Annotated in this window: 24 protein-coding genes; 13 read left to right on the forward strand and 11 right to left on the reverse strand. The window is 43.2% G+C overall.

Going from position 1 to position 23,945, the window contains the following annotated elements:
• Nucleotide 1 precedes the first annotated feature (1 nt).
• Complete coding sequence (locus GWK51_RS15080; RefSeq protein ID WP_161934330.1) at nucleotides 2–616, forward strand: alpha-ketoglutarate-dependent dioxygenase AlkB family protein; 615 nt, start codon at nucleotides 2–4, stop codon at nucleotides 614–616.
• 51 nt (nucleotides 617–667) lie between these two features.
• Here GWK51_RS15080 and secB read toward each other — a convergent pair whose 3' ends face one another.
• The 4 genes from secB to rsgA all read right to left on the reverse strand — a co-directional run bounded on the left by secB (nucleotide 668) and on the right by rsgA (nucleotide 3,004).
• Nucleotides 668–1,126, reverse strand: coding sequence for a protein-export chaperone SecB (gene secB / locus GWK51_RS15085; protein ID WP_161934331.1), 459 nt, complete (start codon nucleotides 1,124–1,126; stop codon nucleotides 668–670).
• 39 nt (nucleotides 1,127–1,165) lie between these two features.
• A complete protein-coding gene (gene grxC, locus GWK51_RS15090) occupies nucleotides 1,166–1,420 on the reverse strand; it encodes a glutaredoxin 3 (protein ID WP_100241989.1) in 255 nt (84 codons plus the stop codon).
• Nucleotides 1,421–1,438: 18 nt separating this feature from the next.
• A complete protein-coding gene (locus GWK51_RS15095; protein ID WP_100241990.1) occupies nucleotides 1,439–1,846 on the reverse strand; it encodes a rhodanese-like domain-containing protein in 408 nt (135 codons plus the stop codon).
• Nucleotides 1,847–1,939: 93 nt separating this feature from the next.
• Nucleotides 1,940–3,004: a small ribosomal subunit biogenesis GTPase RsgA gene (rsgA, locus tag GWK51_RS15100; RefSeq protein WP_161934332.1), complete on the reverse strand. Its 1,065-nt coding sequence runs from the start codon at nucleotides 3,002–3,004 to the stop codon at nucleotides 1,940–1,942.
• 124 nt (nucleotides 3,005–3,128) lie between these two features.
• Here rsgA and orn point away from each other — a divergent pair, with 124 nt between their 5' ends.
• The 3 genes from orn to GWK51_RS15115 all read left to right on the forward strand — a co-directional run bounded on the left by orn (nucleotide 3,129) and on the right by GWK51_RS15115 (nucleotide 5,564).
• A complete protein-coding gene (gene orn, locus GWK51_RS15105) occupies nucleotides 3,129–3,686 on the forward strand; it encodes an oligoribonuclease (RefSeq protein ID WP_161934333.1) in 558 nt (185 codons plus the stop codon).
• Between the two features lie 176 nt (nucleotides 3,687–3,862).
• Nucleotides 3,863–4,597: a Bax inhibitor-1/YccA family protein gene (locus tag GWK51_RS15110; protein WP_100241993.1), complete on the forward strand. Its 735-nt coding sequence runs from the start codon at nucleotides 3,863–3,865 to the stop codon at nucleotides 4,595–4,597.
• A 163-nt stretch (nucleotides 4,598–4,760) separates the two neighbouring features.
• Nucleotides 4,761–5,564, forward strand: a complete 804-nt coding sequence (locus GWK51_RS15115) for an enoyl-ACP reductase FabI (protein WP_100241994.1) — start codon at nucleotides 4,761–4,763, stop codon at nucleotides 5,562–5,564.
• Nucleotides 5,565–5,628: 64 nt separating this feature from the next.
• Here GWK51_RS15115 and GWK51_RS15120 read toward each other — a convergent pair whose 3' ends face one another.
• The 3 genes from GWK51_RS15120 to GWK51_RS15130 are packed head-to-tail and all read right to left on the reverse strand — an operon-like array spanning nucleotide 5,629 to nucleotide 10,370.
• Nucleotides 5,629–7,023 carry an efflux transporter outer membrane subunit gene (locus GWK51_RS15120; protein WP_161934426.1) on the reverse strand — a complete coding sequence of 465 codons (1,395 nt, stop codon included), beginning with the start codon at nucleotides 7,021–7,023 and terminating at the stop codon, nucleotides 5,629–5,631.
• A 21-nt stretch (nucleotides 7,024–7,044) separates the two neighbouring features.
• The gene (locus tag GWK51_RS15125; RefSeq protein WP_161934334.1) at nucleotides 7,045–9,036 is read right to left on the reverse strand and encodes a MacB family efflux pump subunit; all 1,992 of its coding nucleotides are present in this window, start codon (nucleotides 9,034–9,036) and stop codon (nucleotides 7,045–7,047) included.
• A gap of 2 nt (nucleotides 9,037–9,038) precedes the next feature.
• Nucleotides 9,039–10,370: a MacA family efflux pump subunit gene (locus GWK51_RS15130; protein ID WP_161934335.1), complete on the reverse strand. Its 1,332-nt coding sequence runs from the start codon at nucleotides 10,368–10,370 to the stop codon at nucleotides 9,039–9,041.
• Nucleotides 10,371–10,740: 370 nt separating this feature from the next.
• On the opposite strand from GWK51_RS15130, the gene GWK51_RS15135 reads away from it, so the two are divergent.
• The gene (locus tag GWK51_RS15135) at nucleotides 10,741–11,190 is read left to right on the forward strand and encodes a bacteriohemerythrin (protein ID WP_161934336.1); all 450 of its coding nucleotides are present in this window, start codon (nucleotides 10,741–10,743) and stop codon (nucleotides 11,188–11,190) included.
• A gap of 28 nt (nucleotides 11,191–11,218) precedes the next feature.
• Here GWK51_RS15135 and holA read toward each other — a convergent pair whose 3' ends face one another.
• From holA to GWK51_RS15155, 4 genes are all read right to left on the reverse strand, one after another.
• Entirely contained in the window at nucleotides 11,219–12,208 is a 990-nt protein-coding gene (gene holA / locus GWK51_RS15140; protein ID WP_161934337.1) for a DNA polymerase III subunit delta, read from the reverse strand.
• Between the two features lie 5 nt (nucleotides 12,209–12,213).
• Nucleotides 12,214–12,738 (reverse strand): LPS-assembly lipoprotein LptE, encoded by a 525-nt coding sequence (locus GWK51_RS15145; RefSeq protein ID WP_100242000.1) that lies wholly within the window; start codon nucleotides 12,736–12,738, stop codon nucleotides 12,214–12,216.
• 210 nt (nucleotides 12,739–12,948) lie between these two features.
• Nucleotides 12,949–15,570 (reverse strand): leucine--tRNA ligase, encoded by a 2,622-nt coding sequence (gene leuS, locus GWK51_RS15150; RefSeq protein WP_161934338.1) that lies wholly within the window; start codon nucleotides 15,568–15,570, stop codon nucleotides 12,949–12,951.
• 121 nt (nucleotides 15,571–15,691) lie between these two features.
• Nucleotides 15,692–16,093, reverse strand: coding sequence for a DUF4124 domain-containing protein (locus GWK51_RS15155; protein WP_161934339.1), 402 nt, complete (start codon nucleotides 16,091–16,093; stop codon nucleotides 15,692–15,694).
• Nucleotides 16,094–16,720: 627 nt separating this feature from the next.
• Here GWK51_RS15155 and GWK51_RS15160 point away from each other — a divergent pair.
• The 8 genes from GWK51_RS15160 (at nucleotide 16,721) to ndk (ending at nucleotide 23,942) form a co-directional block, all read left to right on the forward strand.
• Entirely contained in the window at nucleotides 16,721–18,448 is a 1,728-nt protein-coding gene (locus GWK51_RS15160) for an acetolactate synthase 3 large subunit (RefSeq protein ID WP_161934340.1), read from the forward strand.
• Nucleotides 18,445–18,936, forward strand: a complete 492-nt coding sequence (gene ilvN, locus GWK51_RS15165) for an acetolactate synthase small subunit (RefSeq protein ID WP_004697653.1) — start codon at nucleotides 18,445–18,447, stop codon at nucleotides 18,934–18,936. Before GWK51_RS15160 ends, ilvN begins: the two co-directional genes overlap by 4 nt.
• Nucleotides 18,937–19,052: 116 nt before the next feature.
• Nucleotides 19,053–20,069, forward strand: a complete 1,017-nt coding sequence (ilvC, locus tag GWK51_RS15170; protein WP_161934341.1) for a ketol-acid reductoisomerase — start codon at nucleotides 19,053–19,055, stop codon at nucleotides 20,067–20,069.
• 228 nt (nucleotides 20,070–20,297) lie between these two features.
• Nucleotides 20,298–21,062, forward strand: a complete 765-nt coding sequence (locus GWK51_RS15175) for a DUF2971 domain-containing protein (RefSeq protein ID WP_161934342.1) — start codon at nucleotides 20,298–20,300, stop codon at nucleotides 21,060–21,062.
• 178 nt (nucleotides 21,063–21,240) lie between these two features.
• Entirely contained in the window at nucleotides 21,241–22,524 is a 1,284-nt protein-coding gene (locus GWK51_RS15180) for a glycosyltransferase family 4 protein (RefSeq protein ID WP_161934343.1), read from the forward strand.
• Nucleotides 22,525–22,552: 28 nt separating this feature from the next.
• On the forward strand, nucleotides 22,553–23,104 hold the full coding sequence (locus GWK51_RS15185; RefSeq protein WP_161934344.1) for a phosphatase PAP2 family protein: 552 nt from the start codon (nucleotides 22,553–22,555) through the stop codon (nucleotides 23,102–23,104).
• 80 nt (nucleotides 23,105–23,184) lie between these two features.
• Nucleotides 23,185–23,385, forward strand: coding sequence for a Fe-S cluster assembly protein IscX (gene iscX / locus GWK51_RS15190; protein WP_100242009.1), 201 nt, complete (start codon nucleotides 23,185–23,187; stop codon nucleotides 23,383–23,385).
• 125 nt (nucleotides 23,386–23,510) lie between these two features.
• Complete coding sequence (gene ndk, locus GWK51_RS15195; protein WP_016166212.1) at nucleotides 23,511–23,942, forward strand: nucleoside-diphosphate kinase; 432 nt, start codon at nucleotides 23,511–23,513, stop codon at nucleotides 23,940–23,942.
• Nucleotides 23,943–23,945 lie beyond the last annotated feature (3 nt).

Genomic DNA, 23,945 nt, shown 5'->3' on the forward strand with positions numbered 1-23,945 from the left:
GATGTCTTTATTTCCAGTTGAATATGATTCAACACAGAATTTACTGCCTTATGACGGTTGTGTGCATTATTACGGTCAAATTATGGAGGTTGCTGAGGCAGATCATTATTTGCAACTGCTGTTGGAAAGCATTGCTTGGCAAAATGATTTGGCGGTGATCTTTGGCAAGACCATTGTGACCAAGCGCAAAGTGGCATGGTATGCCGATCAAGCCTTTTCCTATACCTACTCGAAAACCACCAAACAGGCTTTGCCGTGGACGCCCGAACTGTTGGCTTTAAAAGCTTTAGTCGAAGTCAAAACGGGGGAAACCTTTAATGCTTGTTTACTGAATCTATATCATTCGGGGGAAGAGGGAATGGCATGGCATAGTGATGCTGAACGTGAATTAAAACAACATGCAGCCATTGCTTCTTTGAGTTTGGGGGCAGAACGCAAGTTTGCTTTTAAGCATAAGCAAACCCATGAAAAAGTGGAGTTGCAGCTAGCACATGGCAGTTTATTAGTGATGAAAGATCAGACACAAACCTATTGGCTACATCGTTTGCCACCGAGTAAAAAAGTACAGGGTGTTAGGGTAAATTTGACTTTTAGAAGGATGAATGAAGTGCAATAAAAAAGGCTGAATCGATGATTCAGCCTTTTTAAATCCATCATAAAAGAGGATTTAAGCTTGACCTTCAGCCATTGCAGCTTGAGCACGTTGCATATTCGCTTCGAACTCAGCATCAAAGTTGATTGGCGTTAACAATAACTGTGGGAAGCTGCCTTTAGTGACCATATCGTTCACCGCTTCACGTAAGAATGGGAACAAAATGTTCGGGCAGTATGCGCCTAAGATGTAAGGAAGACGTTCTTCTTCAACACCATCAACCAAGAAGATACCGGCTTGCGTTACATCAACGATAAATGCCGTATCGCCAGCATTGTTTGCTTGAACAACAACTTTTAAAGACACTTCGAAATGTGTTGGATCAACTTTTTCCGCAGAAGAAGAAAGGTTGATGTTGAGTTCTGGCTGCCATTCTTTAGTGAACACTTGCGCGCCAGGAACTTCAAAAGAAATGTCTTTGGTATAAATACGTTCGAGTGCCAATTGTGGTTGAACTTGTTGTTCTTCGCTCATTCTTAAATCCTTAATATAAATTTGAACTATGCTTTATGGTTAAGCCAATAATCCGTCGAGTTTACCCTCACGCTCTAAAGCATAAAGCTGGTCAAACCCACCAATAAATTGTTCACCAATAAAAATTTGTGGAACAGTACGGTGGTTGGTACGTTGCATGAGTTCTACACGAACTTCGGGCGCTTCGTTGGATAAATTAATTTCTTTGTATTCAACGCCTTTACGCTCAAGAAGCTGTTTTGCGCGAACGCAGTAAGGACATACAGTTGTAGAATAGATCGTTACTTCAGTCATTAGAGTCTCCTTAAGCAATTATTTGGCTTTTACCAAAGGTAAGCCTTGCGCTTTCCAGTTGCTGATCCCGCCGTCTAAACGGTAGCTATCTGCATGACTGACTTGTTGCAAAGCTGAACCTGCGACTTGACCAAGGTTGCAAATAAACACCAATGGACGATCCGCAGCTTTTAACTCTTCGACATGGCTTGCAATTTGGCTGTAGGGAATGTTACGGCTGCCACTGATATGACCTTCACGGAAGTCTTTTGCATCACGTAAATCAATCAACATGGCATTTTTTGCTTTCACTAAAATACCCAAAGATTGTGGAGAGATTTTGCGACCATTGCGCTGTCCTTCAAGAACGAAGAACAACACCACTAATGCCCCAAGTGTTCCAAATAAAAAGGGGTGATTCCCCATAAATTCCAACCAACGTTCCACAAATCACCTAATTACAATTCAAAATTGCCTAGAGTATAGCTCATAAATATGGTGATCAAAATCACCGCTTCAAGGGGAGGACAGACAGAAAGTCTAATTTTTTTGCTGTGCTTCAGCAATTTCATCCATTAAACGTAAAAAACTGTCTAAACGACGAGGCAAAATTTCACCATCACGGGCAGCCAAACGCAGTGCGCACTGTTTTTCATGCTTATGGGTACAGTTACGGAACTGGCAGTAGCCCAAGTGATTTTGAATTTCTGGAAAACCCTGTTGCACTTTTTCAGTGGTCAGATGCCACAAACCAAATTCACGAATCCCTGGTGAGTCAATCAGTGATGCACCCTGACCAAAGGGAATCAGACGGGTGGACGTCGTGGTATGTTGTCCCAATGCCGAGTTTTCAGAAATGATGTTGGTCTTCTGTGCTGCATCAGGAACAATGGTATTGATCAGCGAGCTTTTACCCACCCCAGACTGACCCACAAAAGCCACGGTTTCACCTTCGAGACGTTGGGCGATTGCACTCACATCGCCATCACCCAGAGACTGGCACTGCATCACTTCATAACCCAAATCTTGATATTCTTTCAGCATATCCAGAATCGGGTCATTTTCTTTGAGTAAATCGGTCTTGTTTAGTACCAATAACGCAGGAATGTCAGCCTCGGCACACGCCACCAAATAGCGGTCAATCAAGGTCGGAGCAGGTTCGGGTAAGGGTGCAAATACAATTACAATCAGGCTGATATTGGCTGCCACAGGTTTGACTTTGTGGTAACGGTCAGGACGGGTCAGCAAGGAGCGACGCGGATGAATGGCGGTAATAATGCCGAGACCTGTATTCGGATCGGCTTGCCATTTCACTCGATCGCCCGTGACCAGTAATTCTAGATTGGTACGGGTATGGCAGCGCCAAATACTGCCCAATTCAATCGGTTTCCAAAATGGTTCAGGCTCACCATCTTGCACATTCGGTTTTTCAGGATGCGTGTCTGGCACCGACAAGGCTTGCACCTCAAGTTGACGTCCGTAGTGTTGAACCACCAACCCTTCTAGATCATTTGAGGTGTCAATTTCTTCTTGACGTGTTTTCTGCTGTTTCTGAATACGACGCTGCTGTTGTTCAGTTAAGCGACGTTTACGAATTAAAGCCATTCATATCCTAAAAAACCATGAATTGAAGATGGCAAAAATAGCATGAAGCGGGGGATGAGTTACAGCATTGAGGACATTAATTTGCTACTATAAATGTTTTTATAGCCAATAAGATTGCACATTTATGAGCAGCACGCCTGATACTCGCCTCATCTGGATTGACCTTGAAATGACAGGTCTAGATACCGACAACGACCAAATTATTGAAGTTGCAACGATTGTGACAGATGACCATTTAAATATTTTGGCGGAAGGTCCTGTGCTGGCTGTGCATCAGTCTGATTTAATCCTGAATGCGATGGATGAATGGAACACGCGTCAACATGGTCAGTCGGGTCTGATTGAACGTGTGCGCCGCAGTAAATTGACAGCCAAAGATACGGAACAGCAAACCATTGAATTCCTGAAAAAGTGGGTCAATCCAAAGAGTTCCCCGATGTGTGGCAACTCGATTTGTCAGGACCGCCGTTTCTTGCATCGTTTAATGCCTGAACTCGAGCAATATTTCCATTACCGTAACTTGGATGTATCTTCAGTAAAAGAGTTGGCAAAACGCTGGCGCCCAGAAATCATGAGTGGTCTGAAGAAAAATGCCTCACATTTGGCGATGGATGACATTCGTGATTCGATTGCGGAACTGAAATACTACCGTGAATACTTCTTTATTATGAATAAAGACTAAAATCAAATGGGCGAGAAATGGGGGTGTAAAGCCCCATTTTTATTTTTTGTTTGTCATATTTATCGGTTATATTTTCGACATTCCAATGCGAGGGTGTACAGCTTTGAGTTGTTGGTTTAAAGCAAAGTACAATTTTATATTTTTATTCATTTTAAATTATAACAAAGGGTTTAAGCATGCAAAGTAATAATCCCATACTCAATCGTGTAGAGGTCTATGCAGACTATAGCCAGCCAATGACCATTCAAGGTGCGATTCAAAAGTCGGTGTTACTGACAGTCATCGCTGCAGTGGTCGGGTTAGGCATTTTCTTCTATAGTTTTATCAGCCTAAATATTTCAATTGCCTATAGTGCTGCAATTGTTGGGGCGATTGGTGGCTTTATTTTGGCACTGATTACCACCTTTAAGCCGAATACCGCGAAAACGCTTGCCATTCCTTATGCACTGTTTGAAGGAGCATTTCTGGGTGGGGTGTCGGTTATTTTCCAATTGAAATTTCCAGGTGTACCGTTACAGGCATTATTGGCAACTTTTGTCACGACCTTGGTCATGTTTACCTTATATCGCTTGCAAATTGTGCGTGCCACTGAAAAATTTAAATCAGTGGTACTCTCGGCCACTATTGCGATTGCAATTGTATTTGTGGTGCAATTGGTGATGCGTTTGGCTTTTGGTTCCAGCGTCCCATATATTTTTGAAAGCAACTGGTTAGGGATTGGTTTTGCGGCTTTTGTTGCAGTGATTGCTTCGTTAAACCTGATTCTTGATTTTGACCTGATTGAAAGCAGTGCTGCGCAACATGCACCGAAGTCCATGGAATGGCTCTCTGCCATTGCCTTATTGGCAACTTTGGTGTGGATGTATTACTCATTCATGCGTTTATTAAGCCTGATTCAAGGCGATGATTGATGATGCTTTGATGCGATTCATCCAGCCAAATCCAACTTCACCCTGCTTTTGCAGGGTGAATTGTTATGAATCTGTGATTTGCTGAAAAAAAGGCGCATTTTGCAATTTTGTTCTGATGCCAGACTTGGCATTATTCATCTAAATTATTTTAAGTGAGAGTCACATGTCACAAGGACTACTAGCGGGAAAACGCTTTCTGATTGCGGGTATTGCAAGTAAGTTGTCGATTGCATTTGGTATTGCTCAAGCATTGCATCGTGAAGGTGCAGAATTGGCCTTTACCTATCCGAATGAGAAGCTCAAAAAACGTGTTGATGAATTTGCTGCGCAATTTGACTCAACATTGGTGTTTCCTTGTGATGTTGCTGTGGATGCAGAAATTGACCAAGCTTTCGTAGAATTGGCGAAACACTGGGATGGTCTAGATGGGGTGGTTCACTCGATCGGTTTTGCACCTGCACATACTTTAGATGGCGACTTTACCGATGTAACGGATCGCGAAGGCTTCCGTATTGCGCATGACATCAGTGCTTACAGCTTTGTTGCGATGGCACGTGCTGCAAAACCATTGTTGTTGGCGCGTCAAGGCTGTTTATTGACGTTGACTTACCAAGGTTCTGAGCGTGTTATGCCGAACTACAACGTGATGGGTATGGCGAAAGCATCTTTAGAAGCGGGTGTACGTTACTTGGCATCTAGCTTGGGTGCAGACGGTATTCGTGTGAATGCAATTTCAGCGGGTCCAATCCGTACTTTAGCGGCTTCAGGCATTAAATCATTCCGTAAAATGTTAGATGCGAATGAAAAAATTGCACCGTTAAAACGTAATGTAACCATTGAAGATGTGGGTAATGCTGCGTTGTTCCTTTGCTCACCATGGGCAAATGGTATTACCGGTGAAATCATGTACGTTGATGCAGGCTTCAATACCGTAGGTATGAGCCCTGACTTGATGGGCGATGACTAATCACTGTTGTGATAAACAAAAACGGCACTTCAAGTGCCGTTTTTTTATGACTTGAATTTCAGATTTATTCAGGCAATTGCTGAATAGGGCTGCCGCCCAAAGCTTGCATCAGCGTGACATAGGCGTTGTATTGACTTTGCTTGGTGTTGACCAAGGTCAAACGGGCGCTACGGGTGGTTTCCTGTTGATCCAGCAAGTTCTTTAAGGCCACGGCACCATAACGATACTGAACATTGGTCAGGCGTTCGGCTTTTTCTGCAAGTTCTAAATTACGCTGTTGTAATTTGACCTGCTGATCCAGTTCACTGCGTGAAGACAAGGCATTTTCCACGTCGGCAAAGGCCTGATACAGACTTTGACGATATTGCACAATGGCTTTTTCATAGTCTAACTGGCTAATTGCAATATCCTTTTTCATATCGTTATATTGCAAAAAGGGCAGGCTTAAACTGGCACCCAAGGTCAGGGCAGGGTTACGTAGCAGTTGCGTTAACGAGGTGCTGCTGCTGCCTAAATTGCCCGTCAAACTGATCGAAGGATAATAGCTTGCTGTGGTTGCATCTTTGCTGGCCAAACTTTCACGCAGGCGTAATTCCGCTGCTTGCAAATCTGGACGACGTGACAAAATGTCCGCAGGTAAACCTGCGGCAATGCTCGGTAAAGCCAGTTGTGGCAAGCGCTGTGGCTCTTGAACATCCAGTTGTTGCACAGGCATATGTAGCAGGACGGCAATCGCGGTACGGGTTTCGACCAAACTTTGTTGAATCTGACTCAGACTGGCTTTCTGACTCTGTACCGACTGCTCCGCTTGGGTCAATTCCAAACCTGAAACCGAGCCTGCCTGATATTGTGCTTTGATCAGATCATACAGTTTTTGTGAAGTGGCAAGGCTTTGCTGTGCAGTGCTACGGCTTTCATTGTAATACGCCAATTGCCAGTACAGCTTCGCCGTGGTGCCAATCAAGCTTTGTGCAGTGGCTTGCAGATCTTGTTCAGTTGCCAGTGCTTCCCATTTCTTGGCTTCGGTTTGACGTGCCAATTTACCAAATAAATCGACTTCATAACTGAGTCCAGCACCCAAAGACAAGCCGCTAGAATTGTCCTCGCCTGAGTTCAGGTCAAATTCATGTCCAGCAGAAACCGTAGAGCTCACACGTGGTTTCTGCTGATTTGCGGTTAATTCGGCCTGTAAACGTGCTTGTTTCAGGGTCATGCCAGCCACAGCCAAATCACTATTCTTTGCCAATACAGCATCAATCAGTTGATTCAGTTGAGCATCTCCGAACAATGTCCACCATTGATCTGCATAGATGGCGTGTTGGCGTTGTTGTGCCGTTGCACGATCATATTGAAACTGGGCAGGCGTTTGTACCGTAGGTGCTTGATAAGGGGTTTTAACCACCGCGGCACAACCCACCAAAGTACTACCAAGTAGCATTGCCGTACACAGACGTGTCAATGAAAAATGCATAATTTGTCCTTATTCTCTGGCAAGTGCTGCAACAGGGTCGAGTTTGGCTGCATTCTTTGCTGGTAAAAATCCAAACACGACACCAATTAAGGTTGAGCAGACAAATGCGGCAATAATTGAAGTGGTGGAGTAAGCGATACCAAAATTGCCACCCGCAAATTTCTGAATGATTTGACCTAAACCGAGTGAGAGCAGAACACCTAAAACCCCACCAATCAGGCAGACTAAAATGGCTTCAATCAGGAATTGTTGCAGAATGTCGCTTTGACGCGCACCAACCGCCATGCGTACCCCAATCTCTTGGGTACGCTCAGTGACTGAAACCAGCATAATATTCATCACCCCAATACCGCCAACCACCAATGAAATTACCGCAATAGCAGAAACCAAAAGGGTCATGGTACTGGTGGTTTTTTCGATGGTTTGGCGAATACTGTCACTGTTCATGGTGAACACATCTTGCTGACCGTGACGTAGGGTCAGCAAATTGACAATCGCATTCTCAGCTGCACTGGTCGAGTATTGGTCATTAATCTGCACAATGATATTCCGCACATTGCTTTGCCCCAACATGCGGCTCATGACCGTGGTATAAGGCATATACACATTCAACGTATCATCCGAACCCATGGCACTGTTCTGTGGTTCCACAATCCCGATGATGCGTCCAGGCACACTGCCGAGCAAGATCACTTGTCCAATCGGATTAGAACCATCACTAAAGAATTGCTTTTGGGTGTTGGTATCAATCACCACATCTTGAGTGCGGTCACGAACACTGCGTTGATCAAAAGTTTGCCCATTTTTAAAGGTCAGACCTTTGACCGTAAAATAATCATTCCCGACACCGTTAATCGTGGCACTGGCTTCATTTTCTTGGTAACGAATGGTTTTCGATGAACTCACCATTGGGCTGACGGCACTGACATAGGGTTGTGTGGCAAGCGCCTCGGCATCACTCGGGACCAAGGTTTTAAAATTGGCCGTTTTGGAGTTGTCACCAAAGCCACGTCCTTGGAACACGGTAATGGTATTGGTGCCCAAGCTGCTAATATTACTGAGAATCTGCTTTTGTGAGCCATTGCCTAATGCAACCACCGTTACCACTGACGCGATACCAATGATAATCCCGAGCATGGTCAAAAAGGTTCGCATACGATGGGCATTCATCGACAGCAGTGCCATACGGAAGGCCTCTCCGAGGCGATCCAGTAGAGAACGCCATGCGGACACACTCTTATTTTTTTCTTGCTGTGCTGAAATCGCCGTTTCAGCATCAGGGTCATTGTGCAGTTCAGTGTCATGTTCTGGCTGATTGACTCGATCGGCAATAATCTGACCATCACTGATTTCGATAATGCGGCTGGCATTCTTCGCCACTTGCATATCATGCGTCACCAAAATGATGGTATGTCCTGCGGCATTGAGTTCCCGCAGAATCCGCATCACTTCAACCCCGCTATGCGAGTCCAGTGCCCCTGTGGGTTCATCGGCAAGAATCACATCACCACCATTCATCAGCGCACGTGCAATTGATACCCGCTGTTGCTGCCCCCCCGAGAGCTGGCTCGGACGGTTCTGGGTTTTATTGCCCAGACCTAATTCAGTCAATAGGGCAGTGGCGCGTTGCTTGCGTGCATAAGGCGTGGTGCCTGCATAAATGGCAGGGACTTCCACATTGCCTTCAGCGGTTAAATCCCCCAGCAAATGATAGCGCTGGAAAATAAAGCCAAAATATTCGCGGCGTAATTCCGCCAGTTGATCAGGTTCTAACTGTCCTGTTTCTCTGCCTTTGACCAGATAGCTGCCTGAAGTCGGACGATCCAGACATCCCAAAATATTCATTAAGGTGGATTTACCCGAACCTGATTGCCCGACAATGGCCACCAGTTCACCTTCATAAATGGTCAGATCAATGCCTTTGAGAATTTGAACAGTGCTTTCGCCAGCAGGGAACTCTCGCACCAAATTGCTGACTTCAAGCAAGGCTTTTTTTGTCATGCTTACATTCCCATTGGTGGACCATTACGACGTTTATTTCCGCTATTGGCTGTCGCTGCAGCAGTATCCGAACTGTCTGCAATCACCACTTGATCGCCTTCTTTCAAACCTGCCAAAACTTGTGCATTGACGCGGTTATTAATGCCGATCAAGACTTGTTTAGGTTGTGCGGTACCGTCTGCTTGTAGAACACGAACTATGCTCAAGGTTGCTTTGCCATCTTTTAGCAATTGTTGTTGACTGGCATTCAAATTCAAGCGTTCAGGTTTAGGTCCTTGCGGTTGGTCTGCATCAGGTTTGCTTTCCCCTGAAGACGCCGCTTTTGCCTGAGTGGCGTTGGTTTTTTTGCTATTTGCTGGACGTGTTGAAATTGCTGAAGATGGCAGTAATAGCGCATTTTCTACAGAATCCAGCACGATATACACTTGCGCGGTCATATCAATACGGAGTTTACCGTCATGGTTTGGAACATCGAATAAGGCATTGTAGTAAATCGCTGTACTCGACGTGGTGCTTGAATCATCGTTGGTAATTGAGTCAGGCGCTGGTTCAATCTGGCGCAGGCTGGCATAACGCTTGCTGTCATCCCCCAACGTGGTGAAATAGACCTGCTGTCCTTTTTCCACTTTCATGATGTCGGCTTCACTGACCTGTGCTTTGATGGTCATGTTTTGTAATTTGGCAATTTTAACAATCGTTGGAGTACTTTGATTGGCATTCACCGTTTGACCTTCTTCAGTCACAATTGCGACCACGGTACCATCGGTCGGTGCCACAATGCGGGTATAGCCGATATTGGTTTGTGCAGTCGATTTGGTGACTTTTGCAGATTCAATCTGTGCATCAATGGCTTTTACTTGTGCTTGAGCTGTTTTAAATGTGGCTTCGGCAGACTCAAGTTCGGCTTTAGAGGTGGCATCTTGGGCAAACATTTGTTGCTGACGTTTATACGCCAATTGTGCTTCATTTAAGCTGGCTTCTTGTTGTAAGCGCTGTGCCTCTAAGTTCTTAATATTGGCTTCTGCAGTTTTGAGGCTGTTTTCCTGCGTGGTGGAATCAATTTGCGCAATCAGTTGCCCTTGTTTGACTTCATCACCCAGTTGCACATACATTTTTTGTACCTGACCTGACACCTGTGCACCGACACTAATCAGCTTAGTCGCATCCAAAGTCCCTGTCGCCAAAACGGTATTTTCCAGATCACCACGCGTTACGCTTTCTGTGATGTATTGGGGCTGCTCTTGTTTCGGTTTTAAATAATGCCAAGCTAAAAAAGCAAGCAGCGCAATACACAGCAGGGCGATAATAATTTTAAAGGATTTTATTTTTTGCATAGGAGTCAGGGAGTAAAAAATAATCATGGCTAGTATAGAAGTGAAATACGGATAAATCGTGAATTTTTTACATAAATAGAAATGATTATTATTTGTTTCGATGATTCTGATGCAAGATTCTGCAAAGGCGGTTGAAAACATCAGATGAGTCACATCACGATTTTTAAAAAAGAGAGTTTTTGTTCGTTCTTTATAGGCATCAATAGATGCTCGAAACTGGGTAATTTCCCCTTTATTTTTCTCTAGATTTAAATTTTAAAAGCAGCTAGTATTTAATTCCATAAAAAAAATATGGGTTTTTTGTTTAAAATAAAACCCACATGGGTTGCTGTAATAAAAAAAACTTAATGAAAATAATGTGAGGGAAATCATGGAGTGGAGTGAAAAATTTAATATTGGGATTGAGGTGATTGATAATCAACATCGACAAATTCTGGAATATATCAATACGCTAGATCAGATCCGAATGAGTGGGCAGCGCAATCAAATTAAAGAGGTGTTAGATGACTTGATTGACTACACCCAATCGCATTTTAGTTTTGAAGAAAACTTGCTGGAACAAGTGAATTATCAATATTTACCCTCGCACCGAGGCATTCATGAATTATTTGTGAAACGTTTAAATGATTGTCGCCAGCGCTTTGCCCAAGGGGAGGCGGTTGAACATGATTTACATCGTTTATTGTCGAAGTGGTTAGTGAACCATATTCAGCATGATGATCAGGATTATGTCGATGCTGTACGAGAAAATATGTTGCACTATTTACGCGCTCAGGAGCAGAAAAAAGGCAAAAGCTGGTTTGCACGCTTCTTTCGCTAGATGTGTAGGCTGGACTGAGTCTGGGCTGTTAATTTAAAAACAAATTTTTACCGCAGAGCATGCCAATGGCTTGCAGAATCAAGTGTTCAGGGTTTTCTTCACTTAAGCCTTTAATCGATGCATCGATTCGGAGCAAAAGCACAGGCCAGCTGAGAAACTGCTTGGGGTGAAGGCGGCGTAAAGCCTGTTGATATAGACTGACTTTGGTTTTCCAAATACCCAGCTGCAAGGCATTTTGTGGCTGCTCAAACAGTTGCATCAACAGGCGCATTTCCTTGCTGATACTCCACAGCAACAAGCTCATCGGTTCACCTGATGCCAGTAAATATTGGTAAATCTTGACCGCTTGGGCGAAGTTCCCTTCGAGCAAGGCATCGCTTAAATCAAAGGTGCTGTAACGCGACTGATCTTGTAAACAGGCAAGCAGTTGCTCGATGCCAATCTGAGCTAAATCAGGGAAGGTATCTCGCACCCGCATCAAGCTATTTTTTGCCGCAAGCAAGTTGTGTTCGTGATGCTGCTCCAACCATTGCCATGCATTATTCGCCAGTTGAATGCCCAGCTTTTCCGCTTCAACGGCTAGAATCCGTTGTCGATCTTGCGGGTAATTCGCAGTCAGGGAGACATTGACGCCATTGGCATCAATCACTTTAAAGAGGCTTGACTTTAAGCTGCTGCTGTCCTGCTTCGGCATCACAATCAACAACAAGTTATATTCATTGTGTTGAAGATATTGGGTCAGTAATTTAATGCCATTGGCATCGGGCTTTATGTTGCCATGCACTTCAATCGCAAGCTGCGTAGAAAATAACGACAAGCTGTTGAGGGCATTGAACACGGTTTTCCAGTCATTGACATTCGACATGTCAAAGCGCTGGCGTTCAATGTTTTGTTCTTGCCAGCTTTTGCGAAAGGCATCCAGCAGATTCTGTTCGAGTAAGGGTTCTTGACCATGCAGTACCCATGCACCACGTGCTTCTGGAATGCGTTTCAGGGCCTGCAAATAGTCGAGTTTCATAACAATTACGGTTGAGTGGTGCTGTTCGTGACTTTAGGTAAACGATTCGATGAAATCTGACGCACAATTTGCTGTGCCACATCATCAATCAGGACTTCTTTTAAGAATTTCTCTTCTTGGTCATCGGTGTTTACCGTTGCCAAGTTGTATTGATAGCTACGTGAAGCAGTCACGGTACGCATTTCAGTCACAGGATTACCTTGGGCATCTTCAATACGGAAAGTGACGTTCAATCGGAGTAAAGTTTCAATCAACTTGCCGCGTAATTCTTGACGTACAGGGGTGTAACTATAAACATGTAAACGGTAGGCATTCGGGCTATTACTGAGTTGTACGCCTGCTGCACCGAGATAAATCGATAATTTTTCTTCTAACTCTTCAGTATCTTTGGGCAAAGACAAACTCATTTGTGCATATGCTACAGGAGTGGCAGAAGGTTGTGTGCCTTTGAGATGGAAGCCACAGCCCACTAAACCTGCACCTAGACCGCAAGTTAAAATAATAGTTGCGAAACGCTTGCCTAAATGCATGTATTTTCCTCTGTAAATGCTGACTTTGCAGTGTGATACAAAATAATTTCAAACGTATATGAGTTTAGTAGCAAAGCCCGTTAAATGAAAACGGGCTTTGCGTGGGTTTTTGTTTATTACATTGAGTCCCCCTCTTTTGAAAGAGGGGTTAGGGGAGATTTTATAAAATCCCTCCAAACCTCCCTTTGAAAAGGGAGACTGATAAAGCTTTTAAACCACCAAGTTAACCAATTTATTTGGTACTACAATTTCTTTCTTGGTTGGACCCGTCAAGAATTGTTGAACTTCTGGTAAGGCTTTCGCAAGCGCCAAGAGCTCTTCTTTCGATGTGTCGACAGACACTTCTAACTTGCCACGTAATTTACCGTTGATTTGCACCACGATGGTTTGGGTATTACGTGTTAAAGCCGATTCATCGACCACAGGGAACAAGCTTTGTGTCAATTCAATACCAAATTGGGTCAACAGTGTTTGACTTAAATGTGGCGCAAATGGTGCAAGTAGCGTCAACAAAGTCGTAATTGCTTCACGCGCAACAGCCACATCGTTGTCATCTTTGGCTTCAAACTTATTGCTGGCATTCAGCAATTCCATCAATGCCGCAATTGCCGTGTTAAATGCATGACGACGTTCGATGTCATCACCCACTTTTTGAATGGTTTCATGCGTTTTACGACGTAAGTCTTGCGCATCTTTTGATAAATTGGCTTTATCAATTGCAGTTGCTGCATTGCCTTTTTCAAGGAAACCAGTCGCTAAACGCCAAACACGTTTCAAGAAACGGTTCGCACCTTCAACACCAGCATCAGACCATTCTAATGATTGATCTGGTGGAGCAGCAAACATCATGAATACACGTGCAGTATCTGCGCCGTATTGATCAATAATCGCTTGCGGGTCAATGCCGTTGTTTTTCGACTTGGACATTTTTTCTTGTCCGCCGATCACCACTTCTTGACCATCAACAGAATATTTCGCAGAAAGAATACGACCTTTTTCGTCACGTTCTAATTCGATGTCTGCTGGATTAAACCAAGTTTTCTTGCCGTTTTCCGCTTCACGATAGAAGGTATCCGCCAAGACCATGCCTTGAGTGAGCAAGTTGGTAAATGGTTCGTTACCTTGAACCACACCTTCATCACGCATTAATTTATGGAAGAAACGTGCATACAATAAATGCAGAATTGCGTGTTCTACACCACCAATGTACTGGTTCACAGGCAACCAAGATTGCGCTGCTTCAGGATTTACCATGCCGCCAGTAAAGTCTGGAGACGCATAACGCGCATAGTACCAAGATGATTCTACAAAGGTATCCAAGGTGTCAGTTTCACGACGTGCATCGCCACCACAGCAAGGGCACTTAGTTTCATAAAACTCAGGCATCTTGTTCAATGGGTTGCCTGAACCATCAGGAACCACATCTGTAGGTAATACTACTGGCAATTGCTCTTCTGGAACAGTTACCTGACCACACGTGTCACAGTTGATCATTGGAATTGGACAACCCCAATAACGCTGACGAGAAACACCCCAGTCACGTAAACGGAATTGCACTTTAGAATTTGCTAAAGCTTGTGGTTCTAATTTCGCAAGGAAGGCATCAAAAGCGGCTTGGAAGTCTAAACCGTCAAACTCACCAGAGTTCACCAATTTACCTTCTTTAGAGCCGTACCATTCTTGCCATTCAGTCGCAGAGTAATCTGCATCTTCAGCGCCTTTGGCATCAATGACTTGTTTGATTGGAAGGTTGAATTTATTCGCAAATTCAAAGTCGCGTTCGTCATGTGCAGGAACTGCCATCACTGCGCCAGAACCGTACGACATCAACACATAGTTGGCAATCCACACAGGCACTGCTTCGCCAGTCACAGGATGCTTCACAGACAAGCCAGTTGCCATGCCTTTCTTTTCAGCAGTCGCAAGGTCCGCTTCTGCAACTGAACCCATACGGCATTCTTCAATAAATGCAGCCAGTTCAGGGTTGTTTTCTGCAGCTTTCAGCGCCATTGGATGTTCTGCTGCCACAGCAACATAAGTCACACCCATCAAGGTGTCAGCACGCGTGGTATAGACAGTTAAAGCATCTGCATAGATGTCTGGATTTGCAGAAGGGAAGGTAATTTCCATGCCCGTCGAGCGACCAATCCAGTTGCGTTGCATGGTCAAGACTTGTTGTGGCCAGCCGTCTTTGAGTGAATCAAGATCATCCAACAATTCTTGCGCATAATCAGTAATGCGGAAGTAGTACATTGGGATATCGCGTTTTTCGACCAATGCACCTGAACGCCAGCCACGACCATTTTCTACTTGTTCATTGGCTAAAACGGTTTGATCCACAGGATCCCAGTTCACGGTAGAAAGTTTACGGTAAATCAGACCTTTCTTATAAAGCTGTACAAATAGCCATTGTTCCCAGTGGTAATACTCAGGCGTACACGTTGCAAATTCACGATCCCAGTCAATAGACAGACCAAGTTTTTTCAATTGGTCACGCATATAAGCGATATTTTCAAAGGTCCATTTTGCTGGAGCAACTTGGTGTGCAATTGCCGCGTTTTCCGCAGGTAAGCCAAACGCATCCCAACCCATGGGTTGTAATACAGTTTCACCTTTTAAACGGTGGAAACGGCTAATCACGTCGCCAATTGTATAGTTACGCACATGACCCATATGCAGCTTGCCACTTGGGTAAGGGAACATCGACAGAATGTAACGACGAGGACCTTCTACAGTGTCGGCAACTTTAAAGACTTTACGATTTTCCCAGTCTTGTTGGACGGTGGGTTCAATCGCACTAGCTTGATATTCAGGGTCAATATGAGTAGTCATAAACGTATTAAGGAACAACGGTTAAAAGTTTGCTGCACAGCATAGCGCAAAATGCACCTAAATGTGAATTTTGCGCAGGCTGAACCACAAGAAAAATGAAACTATTTAGTAAAAACTGATTTTATTCAGTTGCGTAATTTTTTCCATTGGGTCTAGGTGCAGGAACGGCTTTAACTTCAGTTGGAGCAGGTGCAGCTGAAACTGGCGTTCTGGTAGCATCTTCATTCACATTTTGTGTGGGTTTAGACGCATTAACAGTATTCGTTGGGATTGTCGAGTTATTCTGTTGCACTTCTACAGGAACATTATTGCTACGGCTAGCCGTAGGCGCTGAATTGTTCCAACCATAGGTCTGCACTTTGCCCTTTTTTTGTCCACTTTTCGGTGGCGGTGTGGTGGTGTAATGGGTCGAGCCATTGGCATCCACCCATTTGTAATAATCTTTGGCCCAAAGTGTTGCACTAGAGCCGATTAAGGCACAAGCAAGTGTGATGCGACTAATCAGATGAAATGGAAGAGACATGTGTGTTGTCCTATTTTTATTTCTAAGATTAAAAGGAGGTAGTCTATAAATTGATCAAATTGTCAATTTAGAGATTTCTAAATGGAATAGGGAGTGTTCAAAATAGTATAGGTTGATTTTTATTTTGAACAAGTGATTCTGACTGGAAAGTGCTAAATATCTGATAGATTTAATATCTAAAAATTATATAGATAGAGAAATAGAGGTTGAAATTCATCAGAACTATTTTAATGTTTGATGCAGTATGCAAAAAGACTATTTTTGCCTAAAAAACACACGGTCTGTAAATAATCAAAAAAAAGCTGTTTTTTCAACTTGACAACAACAGGTTAAACAAGAAAAATGCTGTCTTTAGTTTTATGTGCCTTCTCTCGATCACCCTTCGAAGAAGTGTTACGTCATGCAATGGGCGTCATCTCTAGCCGAGATGGTGAACAAAGCAAATAAAAATATGTTTATCCCAACATGTTTTAGATCCCATATTGCTCAAACAGCAAGCGGGTCGGATTTTTTTCCTATTGCCATGAAAACTATGAAATATGTGTGCTATAACAGTGCAGACAATTAATGAATGAACACTGCTGATGTCTCCCATCAAGCGGTGATAAAAGATTAGGGTGAATCACGTTGGAACTTTTATCTGGTGGTGAAATGCTTGTTCGCGCATTAGCGGACGAAGGCGTTGAACATGTTTTTGGATACCCAGGCGGCGCAGTTTTACACATTTACGATGCGCTTTTTCAACAAGACAAAATCAATCATTATCTCGTACGTCATGAACAAGCTGCTGGTCATATGGCAGATGCTTACTCACGCGTTACAGGTAAAACTGGTGTAGTGCTGGTCACTTCAGGCCCAGGCGCAACCAACACCGTTACTCCAATTGCAACCGCTTATATGGACTCAATCCCAATGGTGATTTTGTCTGGTCAGGTGGCTTCGCATTTAATTGGGGAAGATGCATTCCAAGAAACTGACATGGTGGGTATTTCACGTCCAATCGTGAAACACAGTTTCCAAGTGCGTCATGCAAGTGAAATTCCTGCAATTATCAAAAAAGCATTCTATATCGCAGCAAGTGGTCGTCCAGGTCCTGTTGTTGTTGATATTCCTAAAGATGCAACCAATCCAGCAGAAAAGTTTGCCTACGAATATCCTGAAAAAGTGAAAATGCGTTCGTATCAACCGCCGCATCGTGGTCACTCAGGTCAAATTCGTAAAGCGATTGATGAGCTGATCAATGCCAAGCGTCCTGTCATTTATACAGGTGGTGGTGTGGTTCAGGGCAATGCTTCTGCATTATTGACTGAATTGGCGCACTTATTGGGCTATCCAGTCACCAATACCCTGATGGGCTTGGGTGCTTTCCCGGGTAACGACGAGCAGTTCATTGGTATGTTGGGGATGCATGGTACGTATGAAGCCAATATGACCATGCACAATGCAGATGTCATCTTGTGTGTTGGCGCGCGTTTTGATGACCGTGTAACCAATAACCCTGCAAAATTCTGTCCAAATGCCAAAGTGATTCATATTGATATCGACCCTGCGACGATTTCAAAAACCATTATTGCGCATATTCCAATTGTTGGTGCGGTAGAACCTGTTCTTCAGGAAATGTTGGCACAACTTAAACAAATGAATGTGTCTAAGCCAAACCCTGAAGTGATTGCTGCTTGGTGGTCACAAATTAATGAATGGCGCAAAGTACATGGTTTGAATTATGACAAACCAACTGATGGTTCAATGAAGCCGCAACAGGTGGTTGAAGCATTAGACAAAATTACCAACAGCCAAGCGATTATTACTTCGGATGTTGGTCAGCATCAGATGTTTGGTGCGCTTTACTATAAATACACGCGTCCACGACAATGGATCAACTCGGGTGGTCTAGGTACTATGGGCGTTGGTCTACCATATGCAATGGCTGCGAAGCTTGCCTTCCCAGATCAGCAAGTGGTGTGTATTACGGGTGAAGCATCAATTCAGATGTGTATTCAAGAGCTTTCTACCTGCAAGCAATATGGTCTAAATGTCAAAATCCTCTGCTTGAATAACCAAGCTTTAGGTATGGTGAAGCAGTGGCAAGATATGAACTATGAAGGACGCCATTCAAGTTCATATGTAGATTCACTGCCTGACTTCCCTAAATTGATGGAAGCTTATGGTCATGTCGGTATTCAAATTGACCATGCCGATGAGCTTGAATCTAAGCTTGCTGAAGCGATGGCAATCAACGACAAATGTGTATTCATTAATGTCATGGTAGATCGTACTGAACACGTTTATCCAATGTTGGTTGCGGGTCAGTCGATGAAAGATATGTGGTTAGGTAAAGGGGAGCGTACTTCATGAGACATATTATTTCTGTACTCGTTGAAAACGAAGCTGGTGCGCTTTCTCGTTTGGTGGGTTTGTTCTCACAACGCGGTTATAACATTGAAACTCTGAATGTTGCACCAACCGAAGACCCAACCTTGTCACGTTTGACTTTGACAACCTATGGTGATGATCACAAGATTGAGCAAATTACCAAACAACTGAACAAATTGGTTGAAGTGGTCAAAGTGGTGGACTTGTCAGAAGGTGCGCACATTGAACGTGAATTGATGTTGATTAAAGTCAAATCACTCGGTTCAGCGCGCGCTGAAATTAAGCGTACAGCGGATATTTTCCGTGCGCAAATCGTGGATGTGACACCAACAACCTACACCATCCAAATTGCGGGTACGACTGAAAAAATCGACGGCTTTATTGATGCTTTGGCGGAAAACACAATTTTAGAAGTTGTGCGTTCAGGTGTATCGGGTATTGCTCGTGGCGAAAAAGTTTTAACCATCTAATTTAAATTTGAACGACTCACTTATTCACAAATAACTTTGAGTAAAGCCTATAGAGAGGATACTCGGCAAAAAGTGAATAAGTGATCCATAAAGAAAGCATTCTAGCGGAGACAACAATGCAAATTTTTTACGATAAAGACTGTGACTTATCTATCATCCAAGGCAAGAAAGTAGCGATCATTGGCTATGGCTCACAAGGTCATGCTCATGCACTAAACTTGAAAGATTCTGGTGTTGATGTAACTGTAGGTTTACGTGCAGGTTCAACATCTTGGAAAAAAGCTGAAAATGCAGGTCTTAAAGTTTCTGAAGTTCCAGCTGCTGTTGCACAAGCGGACTTGGTCATGATTTTGACTCCAGATGAGTTCCAATCTCAACTTTATCGTGACGTAATTGAGCCAAACATCAAAGAAGGTGCAACTTTAGCATTTGCTCACGGTTTCTCTGTTCTTTATAACCAAGTTGTTCCACGTAAAGACTTAGACGTAATCATGGTTGCGCCTAAAGCACCTGGTCACACTGTACGTTCAGAATACCAACGTGGTTCAGGTGTTCCTGACTTAATCGCAATCCACCAAGATGCTTCTGGTAATGCACGTAACGTAGCGCTTTCTTATGCTTCTGGCGTAGGTGGTGGTCGTACAGGTATCATCGAAACTTCTTTCCGTGAAGAAACTGAAACTGACTTATTTGGTGAGCAAGCAGTTCTTTGTGGTGGTGCAGTAGAATTGGTGAAAATGGGCTTCGAAACTTTGGTTGAAGCGGGTTATGCACCAGAAATGGCATACTTCGAATGCTTACACGAACTTAAGTTAATTGTTGACTTAATGTTTGAAGGTGGTATTGCGGACATGAACTACTCAGTGTCTAACAACGCTGAATATGGCGAATACGTAACTGGCGTTGAAGTCATCAACGAACAGTCTCGTGAAGCGATGCGCAATGCACTTAAACGTATTCAATCTGGTGAATATGCGAAAATGTTCATTAACGAAGGTGCGTTGAACTACCCATCAATGACTGCTCGTCGTCGTCAAAATGCGGCACACGGTATTGAAGTAACAGGTGCTAAATTGCGTGCAATGATGCCTTGGATTCAAGCGAACAAAATCGTTGATAAAGAGAAGAACTAATTTCTCGAATCAATTGATTTGAATGCGAAGACCCACTCTATTTGAGTGGGTTTTTTATGTTTAAGGTTACGTGCCTCAAAAAGATGAAAGCTCTGCTTTCATTTTTTTCGTACCTTGGATTCAAGCAAACAAAATCGTAGATAAAGAAAAGAACTAATTTTCTGATCTAGCAGATTGATATGCTATAAACCCTTGCGAAAGCGAGGGTTTTTTTATTGGATAATAAAAATGATTTTATATAAATATGTTGGTTTTGAAGCTGGATTAAAGATTTTAGAAACAAGTACTTTGGGGTTTTCTCATTTAGAGGATTTTAATGATCCATTTGAAGGGACTGGGTTGGGACTTTATGATTTAGATGTTTCCTTATCCGTTGCAATCAATGCCTTTCGCAATCGTTTTTCTAGAAAATATTGTATTTTGAGTCTAACCAGAACGGCTTTGAATCCACTGATGTGGTCGCATTATGCAGATAGCTACAAAGGAATGGTCATTGGTATTGATACTGAAAAAGCGGGCTTTGAAAATATTGATCAATATGTAATTCCAGCCCAGAAAGGCGAAGTTAGATATTTGAAAACAGTGCCTAAAGGTGTTAATGCCGCCAATATGGATAATTTACTTTCAATAGGTAATTCGAGCTTATTAAATTGGCAGGTGAATGAAAATCTTCTGAAGCATGGTTTCCTTTATAAAATGCAAGAATGGGCCTATGAGGAAGAAGTTCGAATTGTTAAAAATATTTCTTCAGCGAATATTGGATATTATTATTCAACTCAAAGGGAGTTTGAGTTAGAAGGTCAACTTTGGCATCGGGTGGAGCTTCCTACCCGACCAATATATACCACCAAAATTCCGACAGAAGCATTTGTAGATGTAACCTTGGGTTTATCTACCTATAAGGAATTAAAGCGCTTACAAGAACGAGAGACACAGCAGTTTAACCCTGAAAAAGTCGAGCGATTGGAAAAATTATTTGCATGGTTAGTTTGATGAACCTACCAATCTATCGAATTGAAAGGGATAATCAGGATTGGGCGCTGCAAAGAACAGAGATGACCAGATAATATTTAATATATGCTGGTGGTCTATATTGAATCTGTCATGAATTTATCATCAAACTGTCAAACTCGACATCTATGCTAAGAGAAAATCAAGCAATAGGTGTCATATGTCGAACATATCCACTGTGGGCCTGCTAAAACAACAAGATTTTCCAGACAGTTTTAAGTTTTATTTCAAATTACAAAAAAACAAAAACAGCGTAGAAGAAATAAGTGTTTTAAAAGATCTGGTTCGCCCACGGTTAAAAATTGCAATCGTTACAGAAACATGGCCTCCGGAAGTGAATGGGGTCGCTTTGTCTCTAATGCAGCTGTGCAAAGGCTTGCAAAAACAGGGGCATAAAATCCTGCTGATTCGTCCAAGTCAGACACAATCCTGTGCGGACTTTATGCCGAATAAAGAATGTTTGGTCGCAGCGCAAAGTATTCCGAAATATCCGACGCTACAATTTGGTTGGCCGCAGTTTTTGAAAGTTGCTAGTGCCCTAGACGAGTTTATGCCCAATGTGGTGCATGTGGTGACTGAAGGGCCATTAGGCTTAACCGCATTACATGCCGCCAAAAGTCGAGATATTCCAGTCTCTAGTGGATTTCACTCTCCTTTTCAGGATTTCAGCCGCTTCTTCGATTTGGCATTTCTGGTGAAACCTATACAGCACTATTTGCGTTGGTTTCATAACAATACTCAACTGACTTGTGTTCCGAGTAAAGATACCGAGAAAGCACTCACGCAATTTGGTATCAAATGCCCGTTGGTTGTCGTTGGGCGAGGGGTGGATACCCAACAATTTTCTCCGCTCTTCCGTTCTGAAACATATCGGTGCACTTGGGGAGCGGATGGCAATACCACGGTCATGCTTTATGTGGGTCGATTATCACCAGAAAAAGAAATTGATGTGCTGATTCGTAACTTCATATGTATGCAACAACAAGATGAAAAACAGTACAAATTGGTGATCACGGGCGATGGACCTGACCGCCAGCGACTGGAAGCATTGGGGTTGGCACATGGTGTGATTTTTACCGGCAGCTTAACTGGTAAGAATCTTGCAAGTGTATATGCAAGTGCCGATGTGTTTGTATTCGCTAGCCAAGTCGAAACCTTTGGTAACGTTGTTTTGGAGGCGATGGCTAGTGGTTTGCCCGTGGTGGCTTATAATTATGCATGTGCGCATGCTCACATCGAGCATGGCAATACAGGATGGTTAAGCACGCTGGGTGATGTAAATAGTTTTTCATCGCAAATGCAGCGGTTACCCTGTCCAAACATACTCAACAGCATGGGACAGCGTGCTCGAATCAAAGTGATGGAAATGGGTTGGCACCTACCTGTCATGCAATTGGAGCAGGCTTTATATCAAGTGGCAAAGGAAACCCGAATGATAGCGTAAGCAAAACAAAAGCTTGAGGAGAGAAATTATGAATTTTAAGAATGCAAAAATAAAAATGCTCGATCTCGACTTAAAAGGCTGTTTGTATCTGAACCATTTTTCCCATTCAGAGCGAGTGGCACATTTTTTTAAATTGATTAGCCGATTAGGTGATGGTGTTTTCTGGTACATCATGTTGATGAGCTTGTGGATTTTGCAGGGTTTATCTTATAGTGTGCAAATGTTGTATCTGATTGTCGGTTCTTTACTGGGCACAGTCATTTATAAAATTCTAAAAACCAAGACGGTGCGTCCACGGCCTTATCAAGTTCATCAAGTGATTCGTTTGTGTGAACGCCCTTTAGATCATTTTAGCTTTCCGTCAGGACATACCTTACATGCAGTGATGGGCAGTGTGGTGATTGGTTCGGTTCAGCCAATTTTATTGGTACTGATGTTGCCGTTCACCGTGTTGGTGGCATTGTCGCGTATGGTATTGGGGTTGCATTATCCAAGTGATGTCGCAGTTGGTGCCATTATTGGAGCAAGTGTGGCAGCAGTGGTTATTGCTTGTGCACCGATGTTTAGTCTGGTCTTGTAGTTTGAAAGATGCTGAGTGATTTTTCAGACCCGCTAAAATTTGTTAAAGTAGCGCAGTTATAGCATAGATTAGGAACAGTCATGGGGTTACGTTGGACCGATACCATGGATATCGCGATTGAATTATATGAAGCACATCCAGATGTGGACCCGCAATGGATTCGTTTTACCGACCTGCATGCGTGGGTATGTGCTTTGCCTGATTTTGCTGATGATCCGAATAAATCTACCGAAGGTTTACTCGAAGCGATTCAAATGGCTTGGATTGACGAAGCCAGCTAATCCACGCTTTTCCAGCAGCACATCGAAAAAATCCAGTTTTTTTACATTTCAAAAGCTGATAATTGCTCATTATTCGGTATAATGCGGCAAAATTTTCACGTCTAATTTGACTTAAGGAGCCGATAATGGCTATTGAACGTACTTTATCTATCGTTAAACCAGATGCAGTAGCTAAAAACCACATTGGTGACATCTTTGCTCGTTTCGAAAAAGCTGGTCTTAAAATCGTTGCGACTAAAATGAAACACCTTTCTCAAGCTGAAGCTGAAGGTTTCTACGCAGAACACAAAGAACGTGGTTTCTTTGCTGACTTAGTTGCGTTCATGACTTCTGGTCCAGTTGTTGTATCTGTTCTTGAAGGTGAAAATGCAGTTCTTGCTCACCGTGAAATCTTAGGTGCTACAAACCCTAAAGAAGCTGCTCCTGGTACAATCCGTGCTGATTTCGCTGTAAGCATCGACGAAAATGCTGCTCACGGTTCTGACTCAGTTGCATCTGCTGATCGCGAAGTAAACTACTTCTTCGCTCAAACTGAAGTTTGCCCACGCACTCGTTAATCG

This window comes from Acinetobacter kanungonis, assembly GCF_009939195.1.
GTDB classification, from domain to species: Bacteria; Pseudomonadota; Gammaproteobacteria; order Pseudomonadales; family Moraxellaceae; genus Acinetobacter; species Acinetobacter kanungonis.